Source organism: Sphingomonas sp. (genome assembly GCF_019746015.1).
Taxonomy (GTDB): Bacteria; Pseudomonadota; Alphaproteobacteria; order Sphingomonadales; family Sphingomonadaceae; genus Sphingomonas.
Genome location: NZ_JAIESM010000069.1, coordinates 55379 through 80663, shown reverse-complemented (window position 1 = coordinate 80663; position 25285 = coordinate 55379). Strand labels below are relative to the sequence as shown.

Genomic DNA, 25285 nt, shown 5'->3' with positions numbered 1-25285 from the left:
GAGCCGCCGGGATCAGCCGACAATTCCCCCGGCTGCGAGCACCGCGAGCGTCACCAGCTCGCTTGCGGTGCTCGTCATCGGGGCGATCTGCACCGGCTTTTCCATGCCGACCAGCATCGGACCGATCACGCTGTCGCCGCCGAGTTCGCGCAGCAATTTGGCGGAGATATTGGCCGATTGTAGCCCCGGCAGCACCAGCACATTGGCCGGGCCAGACAGGCGCGCAAAGGGGTAATTGGCCAGCTGGCGCGGGTTGAGCGCGACATCGGGCGCCATTTCGCCTTCGAATTCAAAGCTAACGCCGCGCTGATCGAGCACTTTCACGGCGTCGCGGATATTGTCCAGCCAGCGCCCCTCGGGATTGCCGAAGGTCGAATAGCTGAGGAAGGCGACGCGCGGTTCGTGCCCCATGCGGCGGGCGACGGCGGCCGTCCCCTCGGCAATGTCGGCCAGTTCTTCAGCACTTGGCCGCTCGTTGAGCGTGGTATCGGCCATGAACACGGTGTGGCTCTGCCCCACCATCAGATGGACGCCAAAGGGGGTGCGGCCAGCGGCGGGGTCGATCACCCGGCGCACCTCGCGCATCGCATGGGCATAGGTGCGGGTGATGCCGGTGATCATCGCATCCGCTTCGCCCAGCTGCAGCATCACCGCGCCGAACACGTTGCGGTCCTGGTTGATCATCCGCTCGCAATCGCGGCGCAGATAGCCGCGCCGCTGCAGCCGGGCGTAGAGGAACTCGACCATCTTGGGCACCAGCGGCGAATTGCGGCTGTTGTGCAGCTCGAACCGGGCAGGGTCGTCAACGCCCAGCGCGCGCAGCCGCTCGGGCACGTCGTCGCGCCCGACCAGCACCGGGGTGCCATAGCCGCTTTCCTGGAAGGAAATCGCCGCGCGCAGCACGACCTCCTCCTCGCCTTCGGCAAACAGCACGCGCTTGGGCCGCGCGCGCGCACCTTCATAGGCAAGTTGCAGCACCGAGGTGGTGGGGTTCAGCCGCGCGCGCAGGCAGTGGCGGTAATTGTCGAAATCGCTGATCGGCCGCGTCGCCACGCCGGTTTCCATCGCCGCTTTGGCAACGGCGGCCGGCACCACTTCCATCAGCCGCGGGTCGAAGGGGGCCGGAATGATATAATCGGGGCCGAAGCTGTGCCGCACGCCGTACGCCATCGCTACTTCTTCGGGCACCTGTTGCCGGGCAAGCTCGGCCAGCGCATTGGCCGCGGCGATCTTCATCGCGTCGTTGATGCCGGTTGCGCGCACATCGAGCGCGCCGCGAAAGATGAACGGGAAGCCCAGCACATTGTTGACCTGGTTGGGATAGTCGGACCGGCCGGTGGCGACGATTGCGTCGGGGCGCGCCGCTTTCGCATCGGGCGGCGTGATTTCGGGGTCGGGATTGGCCATCGCGAAGATGATCGGCCGGGGCGCCATGCCGCGCACCATCTCCTGCGACACGGCGCCCGCTGCTGACAGGCCCATGAACACATCGGCGCCCATCAGTGCCTCGGTCAGCGTGCGGCAATCGGTATCGACGGCGTGCGCCGACTGCCACTGGTTGACGCCCGCGCGCCCGCGCCAGATCACGCCGGTGCGGTCGCACATCATCAGATTTTCGCCCGGCAGGCCCATTGCCTTGATCAGTTCGGCACAGGCAATGGCGGCGGCACCCGCGCCATTCATCACCACCCGCGTCGTCTTGATGTCGCGGTCGGTGAGGTAGAGCGCGTTGATCAGGCCGGCCGCCGCGATGATCGCGGTGCCGTGCTGATCGTCATGGAACACAGGGATGTTCATGCGTTCGCGCAGTGCCTGCTCGATCACGAAACATTCCGGGCTCTTGATGTCTTCCAGGTTGATGCCGCCAAAGGTCGGCTCGAGCAGCTCGACACACTCGATGAAGCGGTCGACATCCTCGGTCTTCACCTCGATGTCGATCGAATCGACATCGGCGAAGCGCTTGAACAGCACTGCCTTGCCTTCCATCACCGGCTTGGAGGCAAGCGCCCCCAGATTGCCCAGCCCCAGAATGGCGGTGCCGTTGGAGATGACCGCGACCAGATTGCCCTTGGCGGTATAATCATAGGCAGTGGCGGGGTCGGCGGCGATCGCCCGCACGGGCGCGGCGACGCCGGGCGAATAGGCAAGCGCCAGATCGCGCTGGGTGGCAACCGGCTTCGACGCGATCACCTCGATCTTGCCGGGGCGCCCCTCCGAATGGAACAGCAGCGCTTCGCGGTCGAGCTGGGCGGAGGTTTCTTCGGTCATGCGGTGCCATTCCCTTGCTTTGGCGCTTCCTTACGACGCGGGGCCGCGTCCGTCACCCCGGCTTTCGCGCGCCGCGCCCGCCAAGCGCATAGACGACCGCACCCGACGCCACCGCCGCACCCAGCCCCAGCCAGGCGGCCGGCTGGGTGCCCGCGATCAGCGCCAGCGCAACCAGCGCGGCCGCCACCAGCACCACCCGCTGCGCGGTGCCGCTGCCAAGCCCGCGCCGCCGCTCGATCACCGGCAGCGCGGCGATGCAGCCCAGATAGACCAGCAGCCGCGACGCCACGCTGATCAGCGCCAGCGCGGTGAACCCGCCCGACAGCGCGAGCAGCGCCGCCACCGCGCAGATGGCGACCACTGCATTGCGCGGCACCGCGCCCGGCACCGAGAGCCGCCCGAACCAGCCAGGCGCCGTTCCCTGCCCGGCAAAGACGACCAGCCGGCGCGAACTGATCAGCACCGTGAACATGGTGTTGCCCAGCACCGAAATCGCGGCAGTGAGCGTGACCACCAGCGCGCCCGCGCCGCCGATCAGCCGCGCGGCAAGCGTGGCCAGCGGCGCGGTGTCGACCGGGCCGGGGGCAAATGCGATGGCGACATAGGCCCAGCACAGCAGCGCATAGAGCGCCGTCACCCCGGCAAACACCAGGATCACCGCGCGCGGCATGTCGCGCTCGGGGTGTCGCGCCTCGCCGGCGACGGTCAGCGCGCCTTCGAAGCCGACAAAGGCAAAGGCGGCAACCAGCCCGGCCTTGACCAGATCCTGCCCGGCGGCATCGGCCGGCGCGGCGCCACCCGCCAGCGCCACCGGCACCGCCAGCACGATCAGCAGCACCAGCGGCGCGAGCTTGGCGACCGAGCCGAGCTGCAACAGCCGCGACACCCCCGCCACCCGGCCTAGGTTGAGCAGGGCCAGCAGCGCAATCGCGCCCGCCACCAGCAGCGGGTGCAGCACCGTCGCCAGCGCCGGCGTCGCGGTGCCGATGCCCGCCGCGCGCAGCAGATAATCGGCCAGCACATTCACATTGGCCGCCAGCGCCGACAGCGACGACAGCAGCTGCATCCAGCCGATCTGGAAGCCGGCGGTGCGGCCGAATGCCTCCTCCACATAGAGAATGGGGCCGCCGGTGCCGCGATAGAGCGTTGCCAGCCGCGCCATCACCAGCACGACAGGCAGCAGCACCACGCCCACCAGCACCACGACCAGCGGCGCGGCGCCACCGGCTTGCGCTGCGACCAATGCGGGAAAGGCAAACACCCCGGCGCCGACAATGCCGTTCAGCACAAAGGCGGCGACGCCCCCGATGCCGACGCTGCGCGCCAATCCGCTGGGCTGTGCCGGCATCTCCATCGGGCGCAGGCTATCGCGCGGTGCCGGCCGGGGCAACATCGCGCGCCATCGGTTGCGCAAGGGGTTGAACCACCCCGGCCAATCCGTGCTAACCGCTGTCGGATGACCGCCGCTCCCACGCCGATGATGGCGCAATATCTGGCGCTGAAAGCGGAAGCGGGCGATTGCCTGCTCTTCTATCGCATGGGCGATTTCTTCGAGCTGTTCTTTGACGATGCGAAGGCGGCAAGTGCCTGTCTCGACATCGCGCTCACCGCGCGCGGCGAGCATCTGGGCGCGCCGGTGCCGATGTGCGGGGTGCCGGTGCATGCGGCCGAAGGCTATCTGGCGCGGCTGATCAAGGCCGGGCACCGCGTCGCCATTGCCGAGCAGACCGAAAGCCCCGAGGCCGCCCGCCGCGCGCGCGGATCAAAGGCGCTGGTCGACCGCGCCATCGTGCGGGTGGTGACCGCCGGCACGCTGACCGAGGAAGCCCTGCTCGACGCGCGCAGCAGCAACTGGTGCTGTGCCATCGGCGCGGCGGCGGGCGGCGTGGCGGTGGCGGCGGCCGATATCTCCACCGGCCGGTTCGAGATCATCGAGACGACCGAGGCAGCGCTGGCTGCCGAGCTTGCCCGCCTCAACCCGGCCGAGACGCTGGCCGCCGAAGACGGGCCGTTCGCACACCATGCCACGACACTGCGCCCGCGTGCGGCGTTTGACAGCGCCGGCGGCGAGGCGCGGCTGAAGAGCCTGTTCGCGGTCGCCACGCTGGAGGCGTTTGGCGATTTCAGCCGGGCGGCGCTGTCGGCCGCGGGCGCTTTGGTGGACTATCTCGTTTACACCGGAAAAAGCGGTCGCAACCCGCTCGAACGCCCGCAAATCCATCGCAGCGAAGACACCATGGCGATCGACGCGGCGACGCGCGACAGCCTGGAGCTGACCCAGGCGCAGGGCGGCGGGCGCAGGGGCAGCCTGCTCGACGCGGTCGACCGCTGCGTGACGGGGGCGGGTGCGCGGCTGCTGGCGGCGGATCTTGCCGCCCCGCTGATGGACGCCGGCGCCATCGGCGAGCGGCTCGACCTGTTGCAGCTGTTTGCCGATGATGCCGGCGGGCGCGCGGCCTTGCGCGACACGCTGCGCCAGGCGCCGGACATCGGCCGCGCGCTGGGGCGGCTGGTGGCGGGGCGCGGCACCCCGCGCGATCTGGGCCAGCTGCGCGACGGCCTGGGCGCGGCCTGGGCGCTGGCCGAGCGGCTGGCCCGGATCGCCCCGGCGCCGGCGCTGCTCGCCCGCCTTGTCCCCGCGCTGCAGGGGCATGGCGCGCTGATCGACACGCTTTCCCGCGCCCTAGTGCCCGCCCCGCCGGTCGATGCCGGCCAGGGCGGCTATATCGCCGAAGGCTATGACCCCGCGCTGGACGATCTGCGCGCGGCGGGTGCGGGCGGGCGGCGGGCGATTGCCGCGCTGGAGGCACGCTACCGCGCCGAAACCGGCATATCGGCGCTGAAAATCCGCCACAACGCCGTGCTCGGCTATCATGTTGAGGTGCCGGCGCGCCACGGCGACACGCTGATGCGCGAGGGCAGCGGCTTCACCCACCGCCAGACCATGGCGGGCGCGGTGCGCTTCAACGCGCCCGACCTGCACGAGGCGGCGCTGAAAGTGACGCAGGCCGGCGCCCATGCGCTCGCCGCCGAAGCCGCGCATCTGGAGGAGCTGACCGCGCTCGCGCTGGACCGGCGCGCAGCGATTGCCGCGACGGCGGACGCGCTTGCCCGGCTGGATGTGGCGGCCGGGCTGGCCGAACGCGCGGCCGAGGGCGGCTGGACCCGGCCCCGCCTGGCCGACACCCCGGTGTTCGAGGTAACGGGCGGCCGCCACCCGGTGGTGGAAGCGGCCCTTGCCCGGGCGGGCGACCGCTTCGTCGCCAATGACTGCGCGCTGGGCACCGGCGCCCGGCTATGGCTGGTGACCGGGCCGAACATGGGCGGCAAATCCACCTTTCTGCGCCAGAACGCGCTGATCGCGGTGCTGGCGCAGGCGGGCAGTTTCGTGCCGGCGGAGTCGGCGCGGCTGGGGCTGGTCGACCGGCTGTTCAGCCGGGTGGGCGCCGCCGACAATCTGGCGCGCGGCCGATCCACCTTCATGGTCGAAATGGTCGAAACGGCGGCGATTCTGGCGCAGGCGACACCGGCGAGCTTCGTCATTCTGGACGAGGTGGGGCGCGGCACCAGCACCTATGACGGGCTGGCGATTGCCTGGGCAGTGGTGGAGGCGATCCATGACGATATCGGCTGCCGCTGCCTGTTCGCCACCCATTATCATGAGCTGACCCGGCTGGCGGAACGGTGCGAGGCGCTGGCGCTCCACCATGTCCGCGCGCGCGAGTGGAAGGGCGATCTGGTGCTGCTGCACGAAGTGGCGCCGGGGCCGGCCGACCGCAGCTATGGCATTGCCGTCGCCCGGCTGGCCGGCCTGCCGCCGGCGACGCTTGCCCGCGCCAAGGCCGTGCTCGCCCGGCTGGAGGCGGGCCGCGCCAAGACCGGCGGACTGGCGGCGGGGCTGGACGATCTGCCGCTGTTCGCCACCGCCGCCCCGGCCGAGCCCGCGCGCGATGCGCTCCGCGACGCGCTCGCCGCGCTCGACCTCGACGCGCTCACGCCGCGCGCCGCGCTCGACACGCTCTATGCGCTGAAAGGGCTGGCGGGGGAGGCGGGCTGAGAGGCGCCTGACCCGGTTGAGGGGCGCCTGAGATAAAGCCCCTCCCCTTCAGGGGAGGGGTTGGGGTGGGGCGTCTCCAAAGAAGCGCCGCGCTCTATGATAGACGCCCCTCCTCCCGACCTCCTCCCCTGAAGGGGAGGAGGGGACCGTGCCCCAACCCGTTCGCCCCGAGCAAAGTCGAGGGGCGCGGCCGCAAGCTCCAATCTCCCCTCCCGCAGGCGGGAGGGGCTAAGGGATGCCGTCGATCAGGGCTTCAGCCCTGGCGCAACTGTTCCACAAAGCCAGTGCTGGCGGCGTCCAGCGCGCGCGACTGGCTGGTCACGCCTTGCGCGACCTCGGCGATCGATTTGGCGAGCGATATCGCGATGCCGGCTTCCTTGGTGAGCGCGATCAGATCGGACTGCACCGTCTGCGCGCCGCCCGTGGCGCTGGCGACGCTGGCGAAGATGCCGTCGGTCGCCTCGGCCTGGGCGGCGATGGCGCGGGCAATGTCGCTGGCGCTGCCGGCGATGCGGCCGAAATCGCCAGTCATCGCTTCCACCGATTGCAAAACGCCATCGGCGCCGGCGTCCATTTCGGCAATATGGCGGCCGATCGCGGCGGCCGCTGCACGAGTCTGCGCGGCGAGGGCCTTCACCTCGCCGGCCACCACGGCAAAGCCGCGCCCCGCCTCGCCCGAATGCGCCGCCTCGATCAGCGCGTTCAGCGCCAGCGTGTTGGTGCGCGCCGCGATCCGCTCGATCTCGGCAGTGATGCCGCGCACGGTGCGGCTGCTCTCGGCCAGCGTCTCGGCGCGCAACCGCGCCTGATGCGCCGTGCTTTCAGCGGTGGCCGTTGCGCTGACCTGGCCTTCCACCTCGGCGCGAATCGCATCGATCGACTCGCGCAGCCGCGCCGCCGCCGACTGGACCGCTGCCATCGAGGCACCGGCGGCTTCGGCCCGCGCGCGCACCGCGCCGACATGTTCGCTGCTGACATCGCCCACCCGGATCAGCCGGTTGGTCGACACGCCGAGCGCCTTGGCCGCCTGGCCCAGCGCCTCGATCACCGCGACGACCGATGATTCATAGCGGCCGGCATGCGCGTCCATCGCCGCGCGATGCTGCTGCGCGGCGGCCGCCTGTTCGCGCGCCTGGCGTTCCAGATGGGCGCGCTCCATAGCCTGCTGCTCGGTGGCAGCACGGGCGGCATCTTCGGCGCGGCGTCGTTCCGATGCGATCAGCTCGGCACTGGCACGCATCCGGTCCGCAAACATGCGGGTGTTGTTGAGCCCGATGACGGTCAGCGCGGCGATGAACAACACCAGACCCATTTCATAGATCCAGGGCACACTCAGCATGGGGATCAGGCTACCGCCGAGCCATGCCGCTACGATGCCCAAGAACACCAGCCCGGCCAGCGGAAGCAGCGCGAAATTCGCGCCGCCCAGCGCGATTGCCGCGACCGACACGCAGGCAATACCAATGCGATCCTCGATGACGGCACTCTGGTTGAGAACATCCAGATGAAGATACCAGGCAATGCCGGAGAACAGGGCATAGCCATAGAGCGCAGCCACACGATCATCCGCCGTCATGTGCCGGCGATAATAGGGGAACAGCACCGCCGCGCACACCGCAACCTGCGGCAGCGCAGCCAGCAATGGCGCCAGGCTCATCAGTTTGAAGGCATAGCAGCCGCCCAGCCCAAACGCGGTGCACAGGTTCAGCCACGCCATCTTGCTGGCGATGTTCATCGTTTCGGCGACCCGATCGGCGCGGCTGGCGGCGTCGATGCCGACGCGATCCTCCGCCGCCGCAACGACGGAAGACAGCCGTTTCTGCCACTTGTCGAACATGTCCCCTCGCATTTTTGGCGGTCTATCAGGGCTTTGGTTAACAATGTCCCAACCATGATTGCGCGGATGACGGCGGCGGCGCGCCCGGCTATGCTCGGCGGGCCATGAGCAACCGTTTCGAAGCCGTCCGCCAGCGCCGCCAGATCATCGACCGGCGGGCGCTGGCCGAGGAACTGGCCGCGCTCGACGGGGCGGACACGACCGCGCTGCGCCGGGGCGCGACCGCCATTCTGAAGCGCGCGCTGGTGGCGGGCCGGGTGGAGATTGCCCGGCGGCTGGCCGAGCACCCCTCACGCGGGCTGGAGGCGGCCGCCGCGCAGGCCTTCCTGACCGACCAGATCCTGCGCCTGCTCTATGATTTCACCACGCAGCGGCTGCACCCGCTGGCCAGCCCGACCGCGGCCGAGCGGCTCGTCCTGATGGCGGTCGGCGGCTATGGCCGGGGCGAGATGGCGCCGCATTCGGACGTCGACATCGCCTTCCTGACGCCCTGGAAACAGACCGCCTGGTCCGAACAGGTGATCGAGTCGATGCTCTATGCGCTGTGGGATCTGGGGCTGAAACTGGGCCACAGCGCGCGCGGACTGGACGAGATGGTGCGCCAGGCGCGCGCCGACATCACCATCCGCACCGCCCTCCTCGAAGGGCGCTATGTATGGGGCGACATGGCGCTCTATGACGAGGCGCATCGCCGCTTCAACGCAGAGGTGCAGCAGGGCACCGCCCGCCCCTTCCTGACCGACAAGCTCGCCGAGCGCAACGAGCGCCACCACCGCATGGGCGACAGCCGCTATGTCGTTGAACCCAATGTGAAAGAGGGCAAGGGCGGCCTGCGCGACCTGCACACCTTGTTCTGGATCGGCAAATATTTCTACCATGTGTCGAGCGTCGCCGGGCTGGTCGAGGCCGGGCTGCTGACGCCGGCCGAATATCGCCAGTTCCACCGGGCGGAGAACTTCCTGTGGGCGGTGCGATGTCACCTGCACATCATCACCGGCCGTGCCGAGGACCGGCTGACCTTCGACGTGCAGCGCGAAATCGCCGAGCGGATGCGCTTTGCCGACCGCGCCGGCGCCTCGCGCACCGAACGTTTCATGCGCTTCTACTTCCTGCAGGCAAAGACGGTGGGCGACCTGACCGGCGTGTTCCTGGCGCATCTGGACGACGCGATTGCCGCGCGCGGGCGGCGCTTCGGCTTTCCGATGATGCTGCGCCGGCCGCGCCGGCTGAACGGCTTCGTGCTCGATCGCGGGCGGCTGGCGCTGCCGGCAGATGACTTTTTCCAGCGCGATCCGGTGCGGCTGGTCGAGATCTTCGCACTGGCCGACAAGCAGGCGCTTGAAATCCACCCCCAGGCAATGCGCGCCGCCGCGCGAGACGCCAAGCTTGCCGATGACGTGCGCGACGATCCGCGCGCCAACGCACTGTTCCTCGACGTACTCACCTCGCCGCGCGACCCGGAGACGGTGCTGCGCTGGATGAACGAGGCCGGCGTGTTCGGCCGCTTCATTCCCGATTTCGGCCGCGTCGTCGCCAAGATGCAGTTCGACATGTACCATCACTATACGGTCGATGAGCATTCGATCCGCGCGATCGGCCTGCTCGCCCGCATCGAGCGCGGCGAGTTGAAGGCCGATCATCCGGTGGTCAGCAAGGTGCTGAAGCAGATCGTCTCGCGTCGCGCGCTCTATGTCTCGGTGCTGCTGCACGACATTGCCAAGGGGCGCGGCGGCGACCATTCGGTGCTGGGCGCGGAAGTAGCGATGAAGCTGTGCCCCCGGCTGGGGATGAGCGCGGCCGAAACCGAAACCGTCGCCTGGCTGGTGCGCTGGCATCTGCTGATGTCGGCCACCGCCTTCAAGCGCGACCTGTCCGACTACAAGACCATCCTCGACTTTGCCGCTGCAGTGCAAAGCCCGGAGCGGCTGCGCCTGCTGCTCGCACTCACCGTGGTCGATATCCGCGCGGTGGGACCGGGGGTGTGGAACAGCTGGAAGCGCCAGCTGCTGGGCGAGCTGTTCGAGCTGGCCGAGGAATTGCTGCGGCTGGGCCACAAGCAGAAAGGGCGGGCCGAGCGGATCGCCGCAAAACAGGCCGCGCTCGCCGCGACGCTGGGGTGGGAGGCGCCCCGCTTTGCCGCCCTCGTCGCGCGGCTGCCCGATGCCTATTGGGTGGCCGAGCCCGACGATGTGCTGGCCGGCAATGCCCGGCTGATCGCGGACGCCGGCGATGCCGAGCTGGCGATCGACGCGCGCGTCTATGCCGAGCGCGGCGCGACGCTCGTCACGCTCTATGCGGCCGATCATCCCGGGCTGTTCTATCGCGCGGCGGGCGCCATCCATCTGGCCGGCGGCAACATCATCGACGCGCGCATCCACACCACGCGCGACGGCATGGCGCTGGACAATTTCCTGGTGCAGGACCCGTTCGGCCGCCCGTTCGACCGGCCCGAACAGCTGGCGCGGCTGAAAAAGACGATCGACGATGCGCTGGCCAACCGGGTGCGCCTGTCCGAGCGGCTGCACGCGCGCCCCCTGCCCCGCACCCGGGCGGAGGCGTTCGAGATCGCCCCCAATGTGCTGATCGACAACAACGCCTCCAACCGCTTCACCGTGGTGGAGGTGAATGCGCGCGACGGCCCGGCGCTGCTCAACCGGCTGGCGCAGGCGCTGTTCCAGTCAAAGGTCACGATCCATTCGGCGCATGTCGCCACCTATGGCGAGCGCGCGGTCGATACCTTCTACATCACCGATCTGCTGGGCGAGAAGATCACCGCCACGCAGCGGCTGCGCGCGCTGGAGCGCCGGCTGCTGGGCGCGGCAGCGAATGACGGAGACTGGGCACGGGCTGCTTAAGGGAGGCGGACATGGGCGTGGTGGGCTTGGGCGGCTTTTTCTTTCGGGCCGCCGATCCGGACGGGCTGAACAGCTGGTACCGGGAACATCTGAACGTCGGCGCCGGCTGCAATGCCGACGCGACCGGCCCGGTCGATGACTGGTCGTGGCAGGTCGAAGCGGGACCGCTGGTGTTCGCCCCGTTCAAGGCCGACAGTGACTATTTCGCGCCCGACAAGGCGTTCATGCTCAACTTCCGCGTGCGCGACCTCGATTCGCTGCTCGAACAGCTGAACGCCGCCGGCATCGCCATCGAAACCCGCGACGAATGGGATTCGCCCGAAACCGGCCGCTTCGCCCGCATCCATGATCCCGAAGGCAACGCCATCGAATTGTGGGAACCGCCGGTGTGAGCGCTTGGGTGGTAGCCCCCGGTCAGGCCCGGGGTGATGCTCTGCCTGATCGGGGGGCGCTGCTGAACTGACGCCGCGCGGGCGGCGCGCGATTCAGGGCGCCTTGTGCCGTGCCAGCCAGGCTTTCATCTGCGCGATTTCGCGTTCCTGCGCGGCGATCACGTCGGTGGCGAGTTTGCGCACCTCCGGGTCCTTGCCATATTTGAGCGCGGTCTTGGCCATCTCCACCGCGCCCTGATGGTGCGGGATCATCAGCCGCATGAAGCTTTCATCGGCATCGGCCGAGGCCTGCCCCATATCCTTGTGCATCGCCGCCATCGCCGCGTCGAATTCGGCCGCCGCCGGGCCGGCCGCTGAGCCATTGGCCGGGGCGCCATGCCCCATCGCGGCATGATCTTCCGGCGGCTTGGGCGCGGGCGGGGCGGATGGCCCCTGGTTGCAGGCGGCAAGCAGAGCCAGCGCGGCGAGCGCGAGGGATGAACGCAGCATAAAGGTTTTTCCTTATTTGGGGGCCAGCACCATCAGCATCTGCTTGCCCTCCATCCGGGGGTAAGCCTCCACCTTGGCGACTTCGGCGGTGTCGGCCTGCACGCGCTGGAGCAGCGCCATGCCGAGCTGGCCGTGCGACATTTCGCGGCCACGAAAGCGCAACGTCACCTTCACCTTGTCGCCTTCACCGATGAATTCGATGATCTTCTTCATCTTGGTGTCGTAATCATGGTCGTCGATATTGGGACGGACCTTGATTTCCTTGATTTCCTGCGTCTTTTGAGACTTGCGCGCGGCGTTGGCCTTTTTCTGCGCTTCGTACTTGTACTTGCCGACGTCGAGGAATTTGGCGACCGGCGGGTCCGCATTGGGCGACACTTCGACCAGATCAAGGCCCACTTCGGCCGCCTGGGCAATCGCCTCGCGCGTGTACATCACGCCCAGATTTTCGCCATTTTCGTCAATCACCCGCACCTTGGGCGACTGGATCCATTCGTTAAAGCGCGGGCCGGTCATCGGCGGTGCGGCCATCGGGCGCCGGGTCAGGGGAGGACGGATAGGGAAAGCTCCTGTGATTGCATGATCTGCCAATATAATGGTTGGCGTCTAGCTTGGCAAAGTTAATCAGCCATGGCGGCGGCGGCGGCGGCCTCGTTCCGGCGCAGATCGGGCGCCAGTGCTTCCGCCACCAGCTGCTCGACCAGCGTGTCGAGCGCGATCACCTGCTGCCGCTCGCTGCCCAGTTCGCGCAGGGCGACGGTGCCTTCTTCCGCCTCGCGCTTGCCGACCACGATCAGCCTGGGCACCTTGGCCAGGCTGTGCTCGCGCACCTTGTAGTTGATCTTCTCGTTGCGCGTGTCGGTTTCGACGCGGATGCCGGCGGCGGCGAGCCGCGCGGCGACGTGGCGGGCATAATCATCCGCGTCGGACACGATGGTGGCGACCACCGCCTGCACCGGCGCCAGCCATAGCGGGAAGCGGCCGGCATAATGTTCGATCAATATGCCGATGAAGCGTTCATAGCTGCCGAAGATCGCGCGGTGGAGCATCACCGGGCGGTGCTTCGCGCCATCCTCGCCGACATAGCTTGCGTCGAGCCGTTCGGGCAGCACCCGGTCGGATTGCAGCGTGCCGACCTGCCAGGTGCGGCCGATGGCGTCGGTCAGATGCCATTCGAGCTTGGGCGCGTAGAAGGCGCCCTCGCCCGGCAGTTCTTCCCAGCCATAATCGGCGTTCGCCATGCCGGCGCGCTCGACCGCCTCGCGCAGTTCCTGCTCGGCCTTGTCCCAGTCCGCCTCCGACCCGAAGCGCTTTTCGGGGCGCAGCGCGAGCTTGACCGCATAGGTGAAGCCGAAATCCTTGTAGATGCGGTCGGCCAGCGCGCAAAAGGCGCGTGCCTCGTCGACGATCTGGTCCTCTCGGCAGAAGATATGCGCGTCGTCCTGGGTGAATTGCCGCACCCGCATCAGACCGTGCAGCGCGCCATGCGCTTCGTTGCGGTGGCAGCAGCCATGCTCGAAGAAACGCAGCGGCAGGTCGCGATAGCTTTTGATGCCCTGGCGGAACACCAGCACATGCGCCGGGCAGTTCATCGGCTTCATCGCCATCCAGTCGGCATCGGCGGCAACCTTGGGTGCGCCGCCCTCCCCATCGGGCACGATGTCGGGCACCGCGAACATGTTCTCGGCATATTTGCCCCAGTGGCCGGACTGCTCCCACTGCGCCACGTCCATCAATTGCGGCGTCTTGATCTCGCGGTAACCCGCGCCGTCGATCGCGCGGCGCATATAGGCCTCCAGCGCGCGCCAGATGGTGAAGCCGTGCGGGTGCCAGAATACCGACCCGTGCGCCTCCTGCTGCAGGTGGAACAGGTCCATTTCCTGCCCCAGCTTGCGGTGGTCGCGCTTGGCGGCTTCTTCCAGCCGGGTCAGATGCGCGTCGAGCTGCTTCTTGTTCAGCCAGCCGGTGCCATAGATGCGGCTCAATTGCGGGTTGTTCTGATCACCGCGCCAATAGGCGCCCGAGACGCGCGTCAGCTTGAACGCATCGGGCGCGAGCTTGCCGGTGGAGGGCAGATGCGGCCCCCGGCACATGTCCAGCCAGTCCTCGCCCGACCAATAGACCGTCAGCGGCTCGCCCTCGGGCAGTTCGGCGGCCCATTCGGCCTTGAAGCTTTCGCCCTGCTGGCGCCAGCGGCTGATCAGCGTGTCGCGGTCCCACACTTCCCGGCGCAGCGGCTTGTCGGCGCGGATGATCGCGCGCATCGCGTCCTCGATCGCGGGCAGGTCGTCCTCGGTGAAGGGTCGGTCCTTCGGCGCGAAGTCATAGTAAAAGCCATCGTCGGTCGACGGGCCGAATGTGATCTGCGTGCCCGGGAACAGCGCCTGCACGGCTTCCGCCAGCACATGCGCATAATCGTGGCGGACCAGTTCCAGCGCGTCGGCCTCGTCACGCGCGGTGACCAGCGCGAGCGCGGCATCCCCCTCCAGCGGCCGGCCCAGATCGCGCAGCTCGCCATCGACGCGGGCAGCAAGCGCCGCCTTGGCCAGGCCCGGGCCGATCGCGGCGGCGATCTCGGCCGGGGTGGTGCCCGCCGCCACTTCTCGAACCGAGCCATCGGGAAGGGTGATGCGGACAAGGGCGGACATTGCGGGCTTTCTTGGCTGCGGACAAAACTCTGAAAGCGGCGCTTACGCCGGGAGGGCGTGGCTAGGCAAGCATTGGCGGCATAACCATTGGCGGCGCGGGCATTGGCGGCAATTGCGGCGACCGGCGGGCTCGCCTAGGCTGCGCCGCATCGCCCACCCCAGCAAGCGGAGCCAGCCGATGCCCATCCTCACCCGCCCCGATGGCACCGAAGCCGAAGACCTGCACCTGTCGCGGCGCGGGGTGATCGGCTCGCTGTTCTTTTCGGGCTATGCGCTTGCCGCGCTCTCGGCAGAGGCCGCACCCATCACCACCGCCGCCGATGGCCTGGTGATCGAGGAGGCGCTCATCCCCAATGGCGCGGCCACGCCGCTGCCCGCCTATGTCGCGCGGCCGGCGGGCAAGGGGCGCCACGCATGCGTGATCGTGGTCAACGAGATTTTCGGCGTGCATGACTATATCAAGGATGTGTGCCGCCGGCTGGCGAGGCTGGGCTATGTCGCGGTGGCGCCCGAATTCTTCTACCGCTCGGGCGTCAACCTGCCCGCACTCACCGATTTTGCCGAGATCAGGAAAGTGGTCGGCCAGGCCTCCATCGATCAAGTCGATGGCGATGTGCGCGCCACCTCCGCCTGGATGAAGGCGCAGAAATTCGCGCGCGGCGACCGGATCGGCATTACCGGCTTCTGCTGGGGCGGCGCGGTGGTGTGGCGCGCGGCGATGGTGGACCCGGACATCAGGGCAGGCGTTGCCTGGTATGGCCAGCTCAAGCCGCTGATCGCGCGCGCCGCCGAGCTGAAGGCGCCGGTGCTGGGGCTCTATGGCGGCAAGGACCAGGGGATTCCGGTGGCCGATGTGGAGGCGATGCAGGCCGCGCTGAAAGCCGCGGGCAAGACCGGCTCGTCGATCCAGCTCTATGCGGACGCACCCCACGGCTTCCACGCCGATTACCGCCCCAGCTACACCGAGGCAGCCGCCACCGACGGCTGGGCACGGCTGCTCGCGCATTTCAAGGCGAACGGGGTGATTTGAGCGGGGGGGCATAAGCTCAGGCCCCAGGCATAGCGCCGCGCGCGTGCCATGGGCATCAACCTCCGTGATCAGCCGGTCGCCCATATGGTCGAACCGCATCGCCTGCACCGCGCCGTTCGCGCCATAGCTGTAGATCTGCAACAGCCGGCCCAGCGGATCATAGGCCAGATAATGCGCGCCTGCACCCGCATAGCCCAGCGCCAGCCGGTTCTCCGCCGTGCAGAAATACTGGTTGTCCTGCGAGCTCGACAAATTGCCCCGCGCATCATAGCCCAGCGCCACGCTGCCCGATTGGGTAAGCTGGTTGCGGCCGTTCACCGCATAGGCACGGTCCACAGTGTACAGGCCAGACCAGGCATAGGCATCGTTCGACATCACCCGGCTCGCCAGCTGGCCACCCGCAGTGTAACTGAACGTCACCCCAACATCGCGCACCGTGCCCGCCACATCGTGCGAGAGCGCCTGCAACTGCGATAGCGACGTATAGCTGTAATCCGTCACCGTCCCATTGCCGCGCTTTAAAGGGCATGACAAAACGGCCACGTGGTTTTACAACGCATATAAGAATATATAAGGCCTAGCTTACAGGCCCTCTATTATCTTCTTTAATGTCGATCTTTATGCTGGATGCAATCCAAATCTAGGCCGACATGAATCAATTTATTTTTTGGATACTCTAAGAAAATTGGCTCAATCAAGCTAACTGATCCATCACAAAATTTTATATAGATTGTTTGTTTTATTTTGGCTATCTTGAAATAATTTGGGTTGCTACCTTCAAAGAACTTATTTTTCTTATTATTGTATATATAATACACATTATAAGTTTCTTCGCCCAGTGCGCCACCCGAATTTGTTATGGTAGTTACAATTTTAATTTCAGGATCGTAATTGAATGAGCTATCATATTCTTCATTATAATTACAGCTGGCCATCAGCGCAATTAGTGTGAATGGAACATATTTCACTTCGAGCATCCTCTTGAATAATACTTGTATCCGAGAGTTATCAATGCGGCATCGCCTGGGCTATCGCGCCCCTTAGGAAATTTTAACTTGATCAAATCTTGTATAATTTGTGCATTTTTGCCCCATTCCAATGCCTCTTTCAAGCTCAAGCCGGCAGCAGCTGCTTCTGCTCCAAACAAAAAATTGCCTTATTTTTCAGAGCGTCTTACATAAGATTTTGAATCATTAAAAGAATATGGAGCACTTTTAGCAAACAATTCTTCTCGATTACCTATGCCCAAAAAGGTACTTATTTCGAAATGACGCCCTCAATGCGCTACTGTTCACACGTCTATTCAGCTCATCAGGCCCATAACCCGGGCTGGGAACCGGGGGACAGCGAGGCGCAGTAACCACCACCTCTGGCTCCAGCGGCGGTGCAGCGTTGCCACCGTCCACAGGTCCGGGGGTGGGGCCAGAACTTGTGTTGAGGGCCTCGCAAGTACCCGGAATTCCAGTTACGACGATTTCGCCATTGTTGGTTGTCCATCCGCCATTGTGCGGCACATAGACCGTTCCCGCCGGACATTCCTTCATCCCGCTCGGATCGATCTTATTGACCGGATCGCTGCCGACATAATTGTACCAGTTCATCCCATCGCCATAGCCGATGGGGTCGGTCTGCAGGAACCGGCCGAGCGTGGGCGAGTACATGCGGGCTTTATAATCATAGAGGCCCAGCTCCGCGATCCATTTCTGGCCGGTATACTGGAACCGGCCCCCCTCGCCCCCGTCACGCCAGCCCGAACGGCACCACCTTGTTATCGACATCATGGCCGATATCGGCCGGCCCCAGATAGGGCACGCCCATTTCCGCGCACCAGCGCCGGATCATCATGTCGAGCGGCTCGCGCCAGGGCGGGTCGTTGGGCTGGATGTCGCTCACCCGGCCCAGCCGCACGCCGGCCACGCCCTTCAGCTGGGTGGCGTGGGCCAGCTGGAACAGCAGCCGGTCGACGCGGTAGAGCGGCTCTGACACATCCTCCACCAGCAGCACATGGTCCGCCAGATCGGGCAGCCAGGGCGTGCCGCAAAGCGCGGCCAGGATCGCCAGGTTGAAGGCCGCCGCCGGCCGCGTGCCCAGCCCCCCTTCCAGGCTCGACCGGTCCCCCCGGGCCAGCCAGGCGAGCGCGCGTGCAGCCGCCGCCCCGCCGCCCTCGCGCGCCAGATCGCCCAGCATCGGCCCATGCGCCACCCGCCCCAGCCGCCGGGCATAAAGCGCGCCCAGCAGGAAGCCCATGTCGGAATAGCCCATGTACGTCTTGCGCTCGGCCGCCTTGGTGAGGCGCGGCAGCGCGGCGGCGAGGATGCGGCCCGAGCCATAGCCGCCCCGCGCGAACCAGATCGCGTCGATCGCGGGATCATTCGCCATCGCCACAAAGGCATCCGCGCGCGTGGCATCCGGCCCGGCAAAATGCCCGTCGGACAGATAGCATTGCGGATCGATGACCAGCTCCACGCCGGGAAAGCGATTGGCCGCGAGCACGCGCGCACTGTCCGCCAGCGCCGGATCGATCGATTTGGCCGGTGCGACGACGCCGATACGCATCCTTGCTCTCCTGATCTTTTGCCGCGATAGCCGCCGGTGATGGCTGGAAACAACTATTTCTTCGTGGGCATCGGCGGATCGGGGATGATGCCGCTTGCCATGATCCTGGCCGGCCAGGGGGCCGAGGTCGCCGGTTCCGACCGGGGGCTGGACCAGGGGCGGGTGGCGGCGAAATTCGCCGCACTCCGGGCGCTGGGCATCACGCTCCACCCGCAGGACGGCAGCGGCGTTACCCGCGCGGACCAGATCGTGGTCGCCTCCGCCGCGGTGGAGGCAAGCGTGCCCGACATCGTCGCCGCCGACCGGGTGGGCGCGCGCCGGCTGAGCCGCGCCGAGCTGCTCAGCACGCTGTTCAACCGCGCGGGCACCTCCATCGGCGTGGCCGGCACCAGCGGCAAATCGACCGTCACCGGCATGATCGGCTGGATTCTCCACGCGCTCGACCGCGAACCGACGGTGATGAACGGCGCGGTGATGAAGAATTTCGCGCGGCCCGAAGCGCCGTTCGCCAGCGCGCTGGTGGGCGATGGCGGGCCGTTCGTCAGCGAGGTGGACGAAAGCGATGGCTCGATCGCGCTCTACAACCCTGTGGTCGCGGTGCTGAACAATGTCAGCCTCGACCACAAGTCGCTGGATGAACTGCGCGCGCTGTTCGGCGGCTTTATCGGCCGGGCGAAGGCCGCGGTGGTGAACGCCGACGATGCCGAGGCGGCCGCGCTGCTCGCCGCCCATGCGCCAGCGACGGTTGCGCGCTTTTCGATCGCGGGCGCGGCCGGCGCCACCCATGCCGCGACCGACATTGTCGAGGAACCCTTTGCCGCCGCCTTCACGCTGGTCGTGCGCGGCGCGGTGGCGGGCCGGGTGCGGCTGAACGTGCCGGGGCGGCACAATGTCGCCAATGCGCTCGCCGCGCTGGCGGCGGTCGAGGCGGCGGGCGTGCCACTGGCCGGGGCGATGGCGGCGATCGAGGATTTCAAGGGGCTGAAGCGCCGGATGGACCTGGTCGGCACGGCGGGCGGCATCGGGGTGATCGACGATTTCGCGCACAATCCCGACAAGATTGCCGCGACGCTCGACACGCTCCACGCCTTTCCCGGCCGGCTGCTGCTGCTGTTTCAGCCGCATGGCTATGGCCCGCTGAAGGTGATGCGCGCCGAACTGGTGGAAAGCCTGGCGGCGCGGCTGAATGCAGAGGATCAACTGGTGCTGTGCGACCCGGCCTATTTCGGCGGCACCGTCAGCCGCGAAGTGACCAGCGCCGACATCGTGGCCGATCTGGTCGCGCGCGGCGCGCCGGCCCGCCACATTGCCGATCGCGCCGCCGCCGCCGAGGCGCTGGTCGCCGCCGCCCGGCCGGGCGACCGCATCGTCGTGATGGGCGCGCGCGACGACAGCCTGAGCGAGCTGGCCGCGCAGATGCTGGCGCGGGTGGCCGAACGGGTGTAGCGTTTTCGCCCTTGGCCCGTTCAACTGGAGACACCGATGCTGCGCCTGTTCACCGATCACCCCGCGTCCGTCGGCGAAAGCTATGCCGCGCATTTCGGCGTGGCGACGCGGTTTGGCGCGCGGATGGTGTGGGGCGGCGCGCGCTGCATGGTGCACGGCCTGCTGCCCTTTCTGTGGCAGACGGCGGGCAGCGACACGGTGAACGAGCTGCACGCGACGCTGGTGCGCAAGCGCAACGCCGCCCGCGCCGCACAGACACAGATGATGACGGTCGACTATGTGATCTGACCGGCACGATGGAAAGCTTGCTTGACTGACAAGCGACCTTGACTGTAAAGCTTCCTTTACCGAGTCGAAAGGAAGCCCGTCGTGCCCCGCATGTCCGCTGCTGCCCGTACCTATCTCAGCCGCTTCGTGCCGTTGACGATTGCCTATGCGGTGCTGGTGTTCGCCGCGCCCTATGCGATCTGGGCGTGGACGGCGCAGGGGCCGCTGCTGTGGCTGATCGCGGCGCTGCCGGCGGTGCCGATCATCGGCATGTTCTGGTGCATCGGCCGCTATATTGTTGAACTAAGCGACGAATATCTGCGGCTGCTGGAAATCCGCAAGGCGCTGGTTGCAACCGCGGTTACGCTGTCTGTCGCCAGCATCTGGGGCTTTCTGGAAATCTATGCCGATGCGACGCATCTGCCGACCTTCTTCATCCCGGTGATCTGGTTCGGCGGGCTGGGCGTGGGCAGCCTGGTCAATCTGGTGATCGAGCGGGAAGCGGCCCAATGAAGAACAGCCTGCGCGAGCTGCGCGCCGCGCGCGGCTGGAGCCAGGGCGACCTGGCCGAGCGGCTCGACGTGTCGCGCCAGAGCGTGAACGCAATCGAGACCGGGCGCTACGACCCGTCGCTGCCGCTCGCCTTTCGCATTGCCGAGCTGTTCGGGCTGACCATCGAAGAGATTTTCACCAGTCCATCGAAGGAGCAATGAGATGACCCGGTTCGCGCTGCGCCTTGCCGTCGCCGTCCTCGCGCCGGTCGCCCTGCTCCAGCCAACCGCCGCGACATGCCAGGCAGCGCCGGCCGAGGAGCGGCTCGCCCATATCTCGGTCACGACGCTTGGCACCGGCGGCACGCCCGTCATCCTGATCCCCGGCCTCGCCAGCCCCCGCGCCGTGTGGGACGGTGTCGCGCCCGATCTGGCGAAGACGCACCGCGTCTATCTGGTGCAGGTCAACGGCTTTGGCGGCGATGCGGCGGGAGACAATGGAAAGGCGGGGCTGCTCGACGGCATCGCCGCCGACCTCAACAGCTATATCGCCAAGCACAAGCTGCAAAAGCCCGCCATCATCGGCCATTCGATGGGCGGGTTTCTGGCGATGATGATGGGCGCGCGCTATCCGGCGGCAACCGGCCGCGTGATGGTGGTCGATGCGCTGCCCTTTTTCAGCCTGCTCTACGACCCCGGCATGACGGTGGAAAAGGCGCGCGCCTTTGCCGAACAGGCGCGCGCACAGACACTCGCAGCGCCCGCCCCCGCCGCGCCCGTCACCGCCGATCCTGGCGGCATCTGGTCGATCACGCCAGAGGGGCGGATCAAGGTCGCCAACTGGGGCGCCAAGGCCGATCCGAAAGTGACCGCGCAGGCGCTGTATGAAGTGATGACCACCGACCTGCGGCCCGAGCTGGCAAAGGTGACCGCCAGGCCCTTCACCGTGCTCTACGCCACCGGCGCCGGGCCGAGGGCGAAAGTGATCTGGGAGAGCAGCTATGCCGGGTCGCCGGCGACGCTGGTGCCGGTTGCCGACAGCTGGCATTTCATCATGCTCGACCAGCCGGCGCGCTTTTCGGCCGCGCTGAACGCCTTTCTCGACGCGCGCTAGGGCGCCAGCCCGCGCATTGGCCACCAAGAATCATTTGACGGCGGCCGCGTGACTTGCTCCACCAGCATTGGGGGTGCCCAATGCTCGCAAAAACCGACAGCGCGTTCGAATTTCATGGCAACTGGCGCCAATTCGCGCCGATTGCCTTCACCAATTTGCTGCTGTGTATTGTCACGCTGGGTGTCTATACTTTCTGGGCACGTACGCGCGAACGGCAATATCTGTGGGGCCAGACGCGGTTCATCGACGAGCGGCTGCAATGGACCGGCACCGGGGTTGAACTGCTGATCGGCTATGTGATCGCGATCTTCCTGTTCGGCGTGCCGCTGGGCATCCTCAATTTCGGGCTGCAGGCGCTGGCGATCCGGGGCTATGTGGTGGTCGCCGGGCTGATCGGCGTCTCGCTCTATTTTGCGATCCTCTATCTTGGCGGCGTCGCGATCTTCCGGGCGTTGCGATACCGGCTCAGCCGCACCTTCTGGCGCGGCATTCGCGGCGGCAGCAGCAGCCAGGGGCTGCGCTATGGCCTCAGCTATATGTGGCGCACGCTCGCCGGCTCGCTGTGCCTGGGGCTGCTGATCCCCTGGTCGATGACCGAGCTGTGGAACATGCGCTGGCGCGAGATGAGCTTTGGCCCGCTGGAGTTCGTCTCCGGCGCGCGGTTCGAGGTGCTGATGAAGCGCTTTCTGCTATTCTATGCGGTGCCGTTCGCGGCGGTTTTCGCCGCTATCGTCTTGATCGCTGCCGCGCTCAGCTCCGGCGCGAAGATGCCCGTCCCCGGGGGTGCGCCTAGCGAAATGGGGGCGGCTATCGCCCTCGTGGTTATCGGGGCCTATTTCGCCGTTATCGCCCTGCTCGGCCTTGTCGCGATCTTCTACTACGCCGCCTTTTTCCGGGAGGCGATTGGCGGGTTGCGGCTGGGGGGACTGGAATTCGCGTTCAAGGCGCGCAGCTGGGACTGGATCAAGCTGGCGCTCGGCAATCTGGCGCTGGTTGTCTGCACGCTGGGCGTGGGCACGATTTTCCTCGGCTATCGCAACTGGAAATTCTTCATCACGCACATGGAAGCCTATGGCGAAGTCCATGTCGACGAGCTGACCCAGTCGACCACCCGTGAGCCCGGCCAGGGCGAGGGGCTGCTGGATGCCTTTGATGTCGGCGCTTTCTGAAGACCCGGCCGACGCCGCGCAGGGCTGGCACTATGATGGCGAAACCGCCATCCGCCACCGGGTGCGCGCCTTTATCGATGGCGGCCATCTGCATCTGGTGGGCGCGGGTGAGGCGTTTCGCGCCTATCGCCTGGTCGATCTGGTCGCGCAGCCGGCGCAGGGCAGCACCCGCGTCTATGGGCTGAAGGCGCGGCCCGGCTGGCAATTGGGGCTGGAGGGGCCGCTGCCCGACGGCTTTGCCGCGCAATTGCCGGGCGCCGCGCGCTATGGCGGGGTGATCGACCGGCTGGGGCTGTGGCCGGCGGCGGCGCTGTTCGCGGTGATTGCCGCCGTCACGCTGGTGGGCTTGAGCTATGTGCCCGGCGTCGTCGTCGCGCTGGTGCCGCGCAGCGTGGAGCGCCAGCTGGGCGATGCGATGGTTGGCGATTTCGGCGGGCGGCTGTGCGCCGCGCCGGCGGGGCAGGCCGCGCTCGACACGCTCGCCCGCCGGCTGGGCGCCGACCCCGCACAGGCCCGGATCGAGGTGGCCGCCATCCCGATGGTGAACGCGGTCACGCTGCCCGGCGGGCGGGTGATCATTTTCGAAGGGCTTCTGAAACAGGCGGAGTCGGCGGACGAAGTGGCGGGCGTGACCGGGCACGAGCTGGGCCATGTCGCGCACCGCGACGTGCTGGCGACGTTGGTGCGCCAGCTGGGGCTGAGCTTCCTGCTCGGCGGGCTGGAAGGCAATGTGCGCGGCTATACCGATCTGGTGCTGTCCAGCGCCTATTCGCGCCAGGCCGAAACCGCGGCCGACGGCTTTGCCATCGACGCGATGGCGCATGGCGACATCAGCCCGGCGGCGACCGCAGCCTTTTTCAATCGCCTGTCCGGCGGCGCGGCGAAAAAACCGGGGACGAAGGGCGAAAAGAGCGGCGTCGTCAAGGCGGCCGAGATGCTCGACTATGTCTCCTCCCACCCCAACAGCGCCGGCCGCGCCGAACGCTTTGCCGCCGCCGCGCGCGGCCATGGCGGGTACGCCCCGGTGCTGACCCCGGTCGAGTGGCAGGCGCTGCGCACCATCTGTTCGGCCGATCCGAAGGTGAAACGCGGCAACGTGATCTTCTAATCGCCGCCACGGCGCCCTATGGCGCGCAGGCATGAGCGCGCTTGCCCATCATTATACCCCCGGCGCCGGGCCGGTGGTGCTGTTCCTGCCCGGCTATGCCAGCGACATGGCCGGCACCAAGGCGCTGGCGATTGACGGCTGGGCGCGCGCCGGCGGCCGCGCGGCGCTCCGCTTCGATTATCGCGGCTGCGGCCAAAGCGGGGGCGATTTCGCGGCGATGACGCTGGAAGACTGGCGCGACGACGTGATCGCGATGATCGACCAGGTGGCGGGGCCGGTGGTGCTGGTCGGCTCGTCCATGGGGGGCTGGCTGATGCTGTCGGCCGCGCTTGCCCGGCCCGGCCGGGTGGCGGCGCTGGTGGGCGTGGCCGCCGCACCCGATTTCACCGACTGGGGGTTCAGCGCGGACGAGCAGCGCACGCTGTTGGCCGACGGGCGGCTGCTGCGCCCCTCCCCCTATGGCCCGGAACCCACACTCTATACCCGGGCGCTGTGGGAATCGGGCGCGCGGCTGCGCCTGCTCAACGCGCCGATCGCACTCCACATGCCGGTGCGGCTGCTCCACGGCATGGCCGATGCCGATGTGCCTTATGCGGTTGCGCTGAAGCTGGTGGAACGGCTGGCCGGCGGCGACGTTCAGCTGACGCTCATCAAGGATGGCGACCATCGGCTGTCGCGCGCGGCCGACATCGCGCTGCTGATCCGAACGATCGAGGAGGTTGCCCGATGATCGCGCTGTTGCTCGCCGCGCAGGCCGTGGAGCCGGTGGCGCCGCGCCAGGCCTTTGCCGAGCGCTATGAACGCTGCCTGGATCTGGCCACCGACGATCCCGGGCGCGGCATCGAGGAGGCGACCGACTGGCGCATCAAGGGCGGGCGCCATTATGCGCGCCAGTGCCTGGGCATGGCCTATGCCAATCTGAACCGGTGGACCGCCGCCGCCACCGAATTCACCGAGGCCGCGCGCGAGGCGGAGGTGGACCGCGATGTGCGCGCCGCGCGCTATTGGGCGCAGGCCGGCAACGCCTGGCTCGCCACCGGTGACGCGGCAAAGGCGCGCGCGGCGCTCGATGCGGCACTCGCCTCGGGCAATCTGGTCGCGCTGCAGCTGGGCGAGGCGCGGCTGGACCGGGCGCGCGCGCTCGTCCTGCTCGGCGAGCTGGCGGCGGCGCGCACCGATATCGACAAGGCCAAGGAAACCGCCGCCAAGGACCCGCTGCTGTGGCTCGCCTCGGCAACGCTGGCGCGACGGATGGGCGACCTGCCGCTGGCCAAGGCCGACGCGATCAAGGCGCATGGGCTGGCGCCCGATGATGCCTCTGTCCTGGTAGAGATCGGCAACATCGCCGCGAGCGAGGGGGATGCCACCGGCGCGCAGGCCGCCTGGCGCGAGGCCATTGCCCGCCAGCCGGGGAGCGACGCCGCCAACAGCGCGGAGGCCGCGCTGCGCCAGTTCGAAGACCCGCCGCCGCCTTGAGGTTTGGGCGGCACCGGCCCACTCCCCCACCCGGCCACCCACGAGCGTATCCTGATAGGTGGTCGGGTGGGGGAGTGGGCCG

Annotated in this window: 23 protein-coding genes; 13 read left to right on the top strand and 10 right to left on the bottom strand. The window is 67.5% G+C overall.

Annotated features, from left to right (window positions below; all coding sequences use genetic code 11):
* Nucleotides 1-12: 12 nt before the first annotated feature.
* Nucleotides 13-2268, bottom strand: a complete 2256-nt coding sequence (locus K2Y03_RS10270) for an NADP-dependent malic enzyme (protein ID WP_294090539.1) — start codon at nucleotides 2266-2268, stop codon at nucleotides 13-15.
* Nucleotides 2269-2320: 52 nt separating this feature from the next.
* Nucleotides 2321-3622 (bottom strand): APC family permease, encoded by a 1302-nt coding sequence (locus K2Y03_RS10265; protein WP_294090538.1) that lies wholly within the window; start codon nucleotides 3620-3622, stop codon nucleotides 2321-2323.
* Nucleotides 3623-3745: 123 nt separating this feature from the next.
* Between K2Y03_RS10265 and mutS the strand changes: the two genes are divergently transcribed.
* Nucleotides 3746-6325, top strand: coding sequence for a DNA mismatch repair protein MutS (gene mutS / locus K2Y03_RS10260; RefSeq protein ID WP_294090560.1), 2580 nt, complete (start codon nucleotides 3746-3748; stop codon nucleotides 6323-6325).
* Between the two features lie 253 nt (nucleotides 6326-6578).
* On the opposite strand, the gene K2Y03_RS10255 is transcribed toward mutS, so the two are convergent.
* Nucleotides 6579-8162: a methyl-accepting chemotaxis protein gene (locus K2Y03_RS10255; protein ID WP_294090537.1), complete on the bottom strand. Its 1584-nt coding sequence runs from the start codon at nucleotides 8160-8162 to the stop codon at nucleotides 6579-6581.
* Nucleotides 8163-8266: 104 nt separating this feature from the next.
* Between K2Y03_RS10255 and K2Y03_RS10250 the strand changes: the two genes are divergently transcribed.
* Together K2Y03_RS10250 and K2Y03_RS10245 are read left to right on the top strand one after the other, a co-directional pair.
* Entirely contained in the window at nucleotides 8267-11017 is a 2751-nt protein-coding gene (locus K2Y03_RS10250; RefSeq protein ID WP_294090536.1) for a [protein-PII] uridylyltransferase, read from the top strand.
* Between the two features lie 11 nt (nucleotides 11018-11028).
* A complete protein-coding gene (locus K2Y03_RS10245) occupies nucleotides 11029-11409 on the top strand; it encodes a VOC family protein (RefSeq protein ID WP_294090535.1) in 381 nt (126 codons plus the stop codon).
* A gap of 93 nt (nucleotides 11410-11502) precedes the next feature.
* On the opposite strand, the gene K2Y03_RS10240 is transcribed toward K2Y03_RS10245, so the two are convergent.
* The 3 genes from K2Y03_RS10240 to thrS all read right to left on the bottom strand — a co-directional run bounded on the left by K2Y03_RS10240 (nucleotide 11503) and on the right by thrS (nucleotide 14546).
* A complete protein-coding gene (locus K2Y03_RS10240) occupies nucleotides 11503-11898 on the bottom strand; it encodes a DUF305 domain-containing protein (protein ID WP_294090534.1) in 396 nt (131 codons plus the stop codon).
* A gap of 12 nt (nucleotides 11899-11910) precedes the next feature.
* The gene (gene infC / locus K2Y03_RS10235) at nucleotides 11911-12429 is read right to left on the bottom strand and encodes a translation initiation factor IF-3 (RefSeq protein ID WP_294090533.1); all 519 of its coding nucleotides are present in this window, start codon (nucleotides 12427-12429) and stop codon (nucleotides 11911-11913) included.
* 89 nt (nucleotides 12430-12518) lie between these two features.
* Nucleotides 12519-14546: a threonine--tRNA ligase gene (gene thrS / locus K2Y03_RS10230; protein WP_294090530.1), complete on the bottom strand. Its 2028-nt coding sequence runs from the start codon at nucleotides 14544-14546 to the stop codon at nucleotides 12519-12521.
* Nucleotides 14547-14724: 178 nt separating this feature from the next.
* On the opposite strand from thrS, the gene K2Y03_RS10225 reads away from it, so the two are divergent.
* Entirely contained in the window at nucleotides 14725-15576 is an 852-nt protein-coding gene (locus K2Y03_RS10225; RefSeq protein WP_294090529.1) for a dienelactone hydrolase family protein, read from the top strand.
* A gap of 605 nt (nucleotides 15577-16181) precedes the next feature.
* Here the strand turns inward: K2Y03_RS10225 and K2Y03_RS10220 are convergent.
* From K2Y03_RS10220 to K2Y03_RS10210, 4 genes are all read right to left on the bottom strand, one after another.
* On the bottom strand, nucleotides 16182-16553 hold the full coding sequence (locus K2Y03_RS10220; protein WP_294090528.1) for a hypothetical protein: 372 nt from the start codon (nucleotides 16551-16553) through the stop codon (nucleotides 16182-16184).
* Complete coding sequence (locus K2Y03_RS13140) at nucleotides 16541-16723, bottom strand: hypothetical protein (RefSeq protein WP_367114769.1); 183 nt, start codon at nucleotides 16721-16723, stop codon at nucleotides 16541-16543. Before K2Y03_RS13140 ends, K2Y03_RS10220 begins: the two co-directional genes overlap by 13 nt.
* An 88-nt stretch (nucleotides 16724-16811) precedes the next feature.
* Nucleotides 16812-17354: an RHS repeat-associated core domain-containing protein gene (locus tag K2Y03_RS10215; protein ID WP_294090559.1), complete on the bottom strand. Its 543-nt coding sequence runs from the start codon at nucleotides 17352-17354 to the stop codon at nucleotides 16812-16814.
* Nucleotides 17317-18132, bottom strand: coding sequence for an LD-carboxypeptidase (locus tag K2Y03_RS10210; protein WP_294090527.1), 816 nt, complete (start codon nucleotides 18130-18132; stop codon nucleotides 17317-17319). Before K2Y03_RS10210 ends, K2Y03_RS10215 begins: the two co-directional genes overlap by 38 nt.
* A 39-nt stretch (nucleotides 18133-18171) precedes the next feature.
* Between K2Y03_RS10210 and K2Y03_RS10205 the strand changes: the two genes are divergently transcribed.
* The 9 genes from K2Y03_RS10205 (at nucleotide 18172) to K2Y03_RS10165 (ending at nucleotide 25203) form a co-directional block, all read left to right on the top strand.
* Nucleotides 18172-19578 carry a Mur ligase family protein gene (locus tag K2Y03_RS10205; protein WP_294090525.1) on the top strand — a complete coding sequence of 469 codons (1407 nt, stop codon included), beginning with the start codon at nucleotides 18172-18174 and terminating at the stop codon, nucleotides 19576-19578.
* 36 nt (nucleotides 19579-19614) lie between these two features.
* Nucleotides 19615-19866 carry a DUF6356 family protein gene (locus K2Y03_RS10200; protein WP_294090523.1) on the top strand — a complete coding sequence of 84 codons (252 nt, stop codon included), beginning with the start codon at nucleotides 19615-19617 and terminating at the stop codon, nucleotides 19864-19866.
* 90 nt (nucleotides 19867-19956) lie between these two features.
* Nucleotides 19957-20358 carry a hypothetical protein gene (locus tag K2Y03_RS10195; RefSeq protein ID WP_294090522.1) on the top strand — a complete coding sequence of 134 codons (402 nt, stop codon included), beginning with the start codon at nucleotides 19957-19959 and terminating at the stop codon, nucleotides 20356-20358.
* Nucleotides 20355-20558 carry a helix-turn-helix transcriptional regulator gene (locus K2Y03_RS10190; RefSeq protein ID WP_294090521.1) on the top strand — a complete coding sequence of 68 codons (204 nt, stop codon included), beginning with the start codon at nucleotides 20355-20357 and terminating at the stop codon, nucleotides 20556-20558. The genes K2Y03_RS10195 and K2Y03_RS10190 overlap by 4 nt, the downstream gene beginning before the upstream one ends.
* A 1-nt stretch (nucleotide 20559) precedes the next feature.
* Nucleotides 20560-21450 carry an alpha/beta hydrolase gene (locus K2Y03_RS10185; RefSeq protein ID WP_294090520.1) on the top strand — a complete coding sequence of 297 codons (891 nt, stop codon included), beginning with the start codon at nucleotides 20560-20562 and terminating at the stop codon, nucleotides 21448-21450.
* A gap of 80 nt (nucleotides 21451-21530) precedes the next feature.
* A complete protein-coding gene (locus K2Y03_RS10180) occupies nucleotides 21531-22619 on the top strand; it encodes a YjgN family protein (protein WP_294090519.1) in 1089 nt (362 codons plus the stop codon).
* Nucleotides 22603-23727, top strand: a complete 1125-nt coding sequence (locus tag K2Y03_RS10175; RefSeq protein ID WP_294090518.1) for a M48 family metallopeptidase — start codon at nucleotides 22603-22605, stop codon at nucleotides 23725-23727. The genes K2Y03_RS10180 and K2Y03_RS10175 overlap by 17 nt, the downstream gene beginning before the upstream one ends.
* A 31-nt stretch (nucleotides 23728-23758) precedes the next feature.
* Nucleotides 23759-24457: an alpha/beta hydrolase gene (locus K2Y03_RS10170; protein ID WP_294090517.1), complete on the top strand. Its 699-nt coding sequence runs from the start codon at nucleotides 23759-23761 to the stop codon at nucleotides 24455-24457.
* A complete protein-coding gene (locus tag K2Y03_RS10165) occupies nucleotides 24454-25203 on the top strand; it encodes a hypothetical protein (RefSeq protein WP_294090515.1) in 750 nt (249 codons plus the stop codon). The genes K2Y03_RS10170 and K2Y03_RS10165 overlap by 4 nt, the downstream gene beginning before the upstream one ends.
* Nucleotides 25204-25285 lie beyond the last annotated feature (82 nt).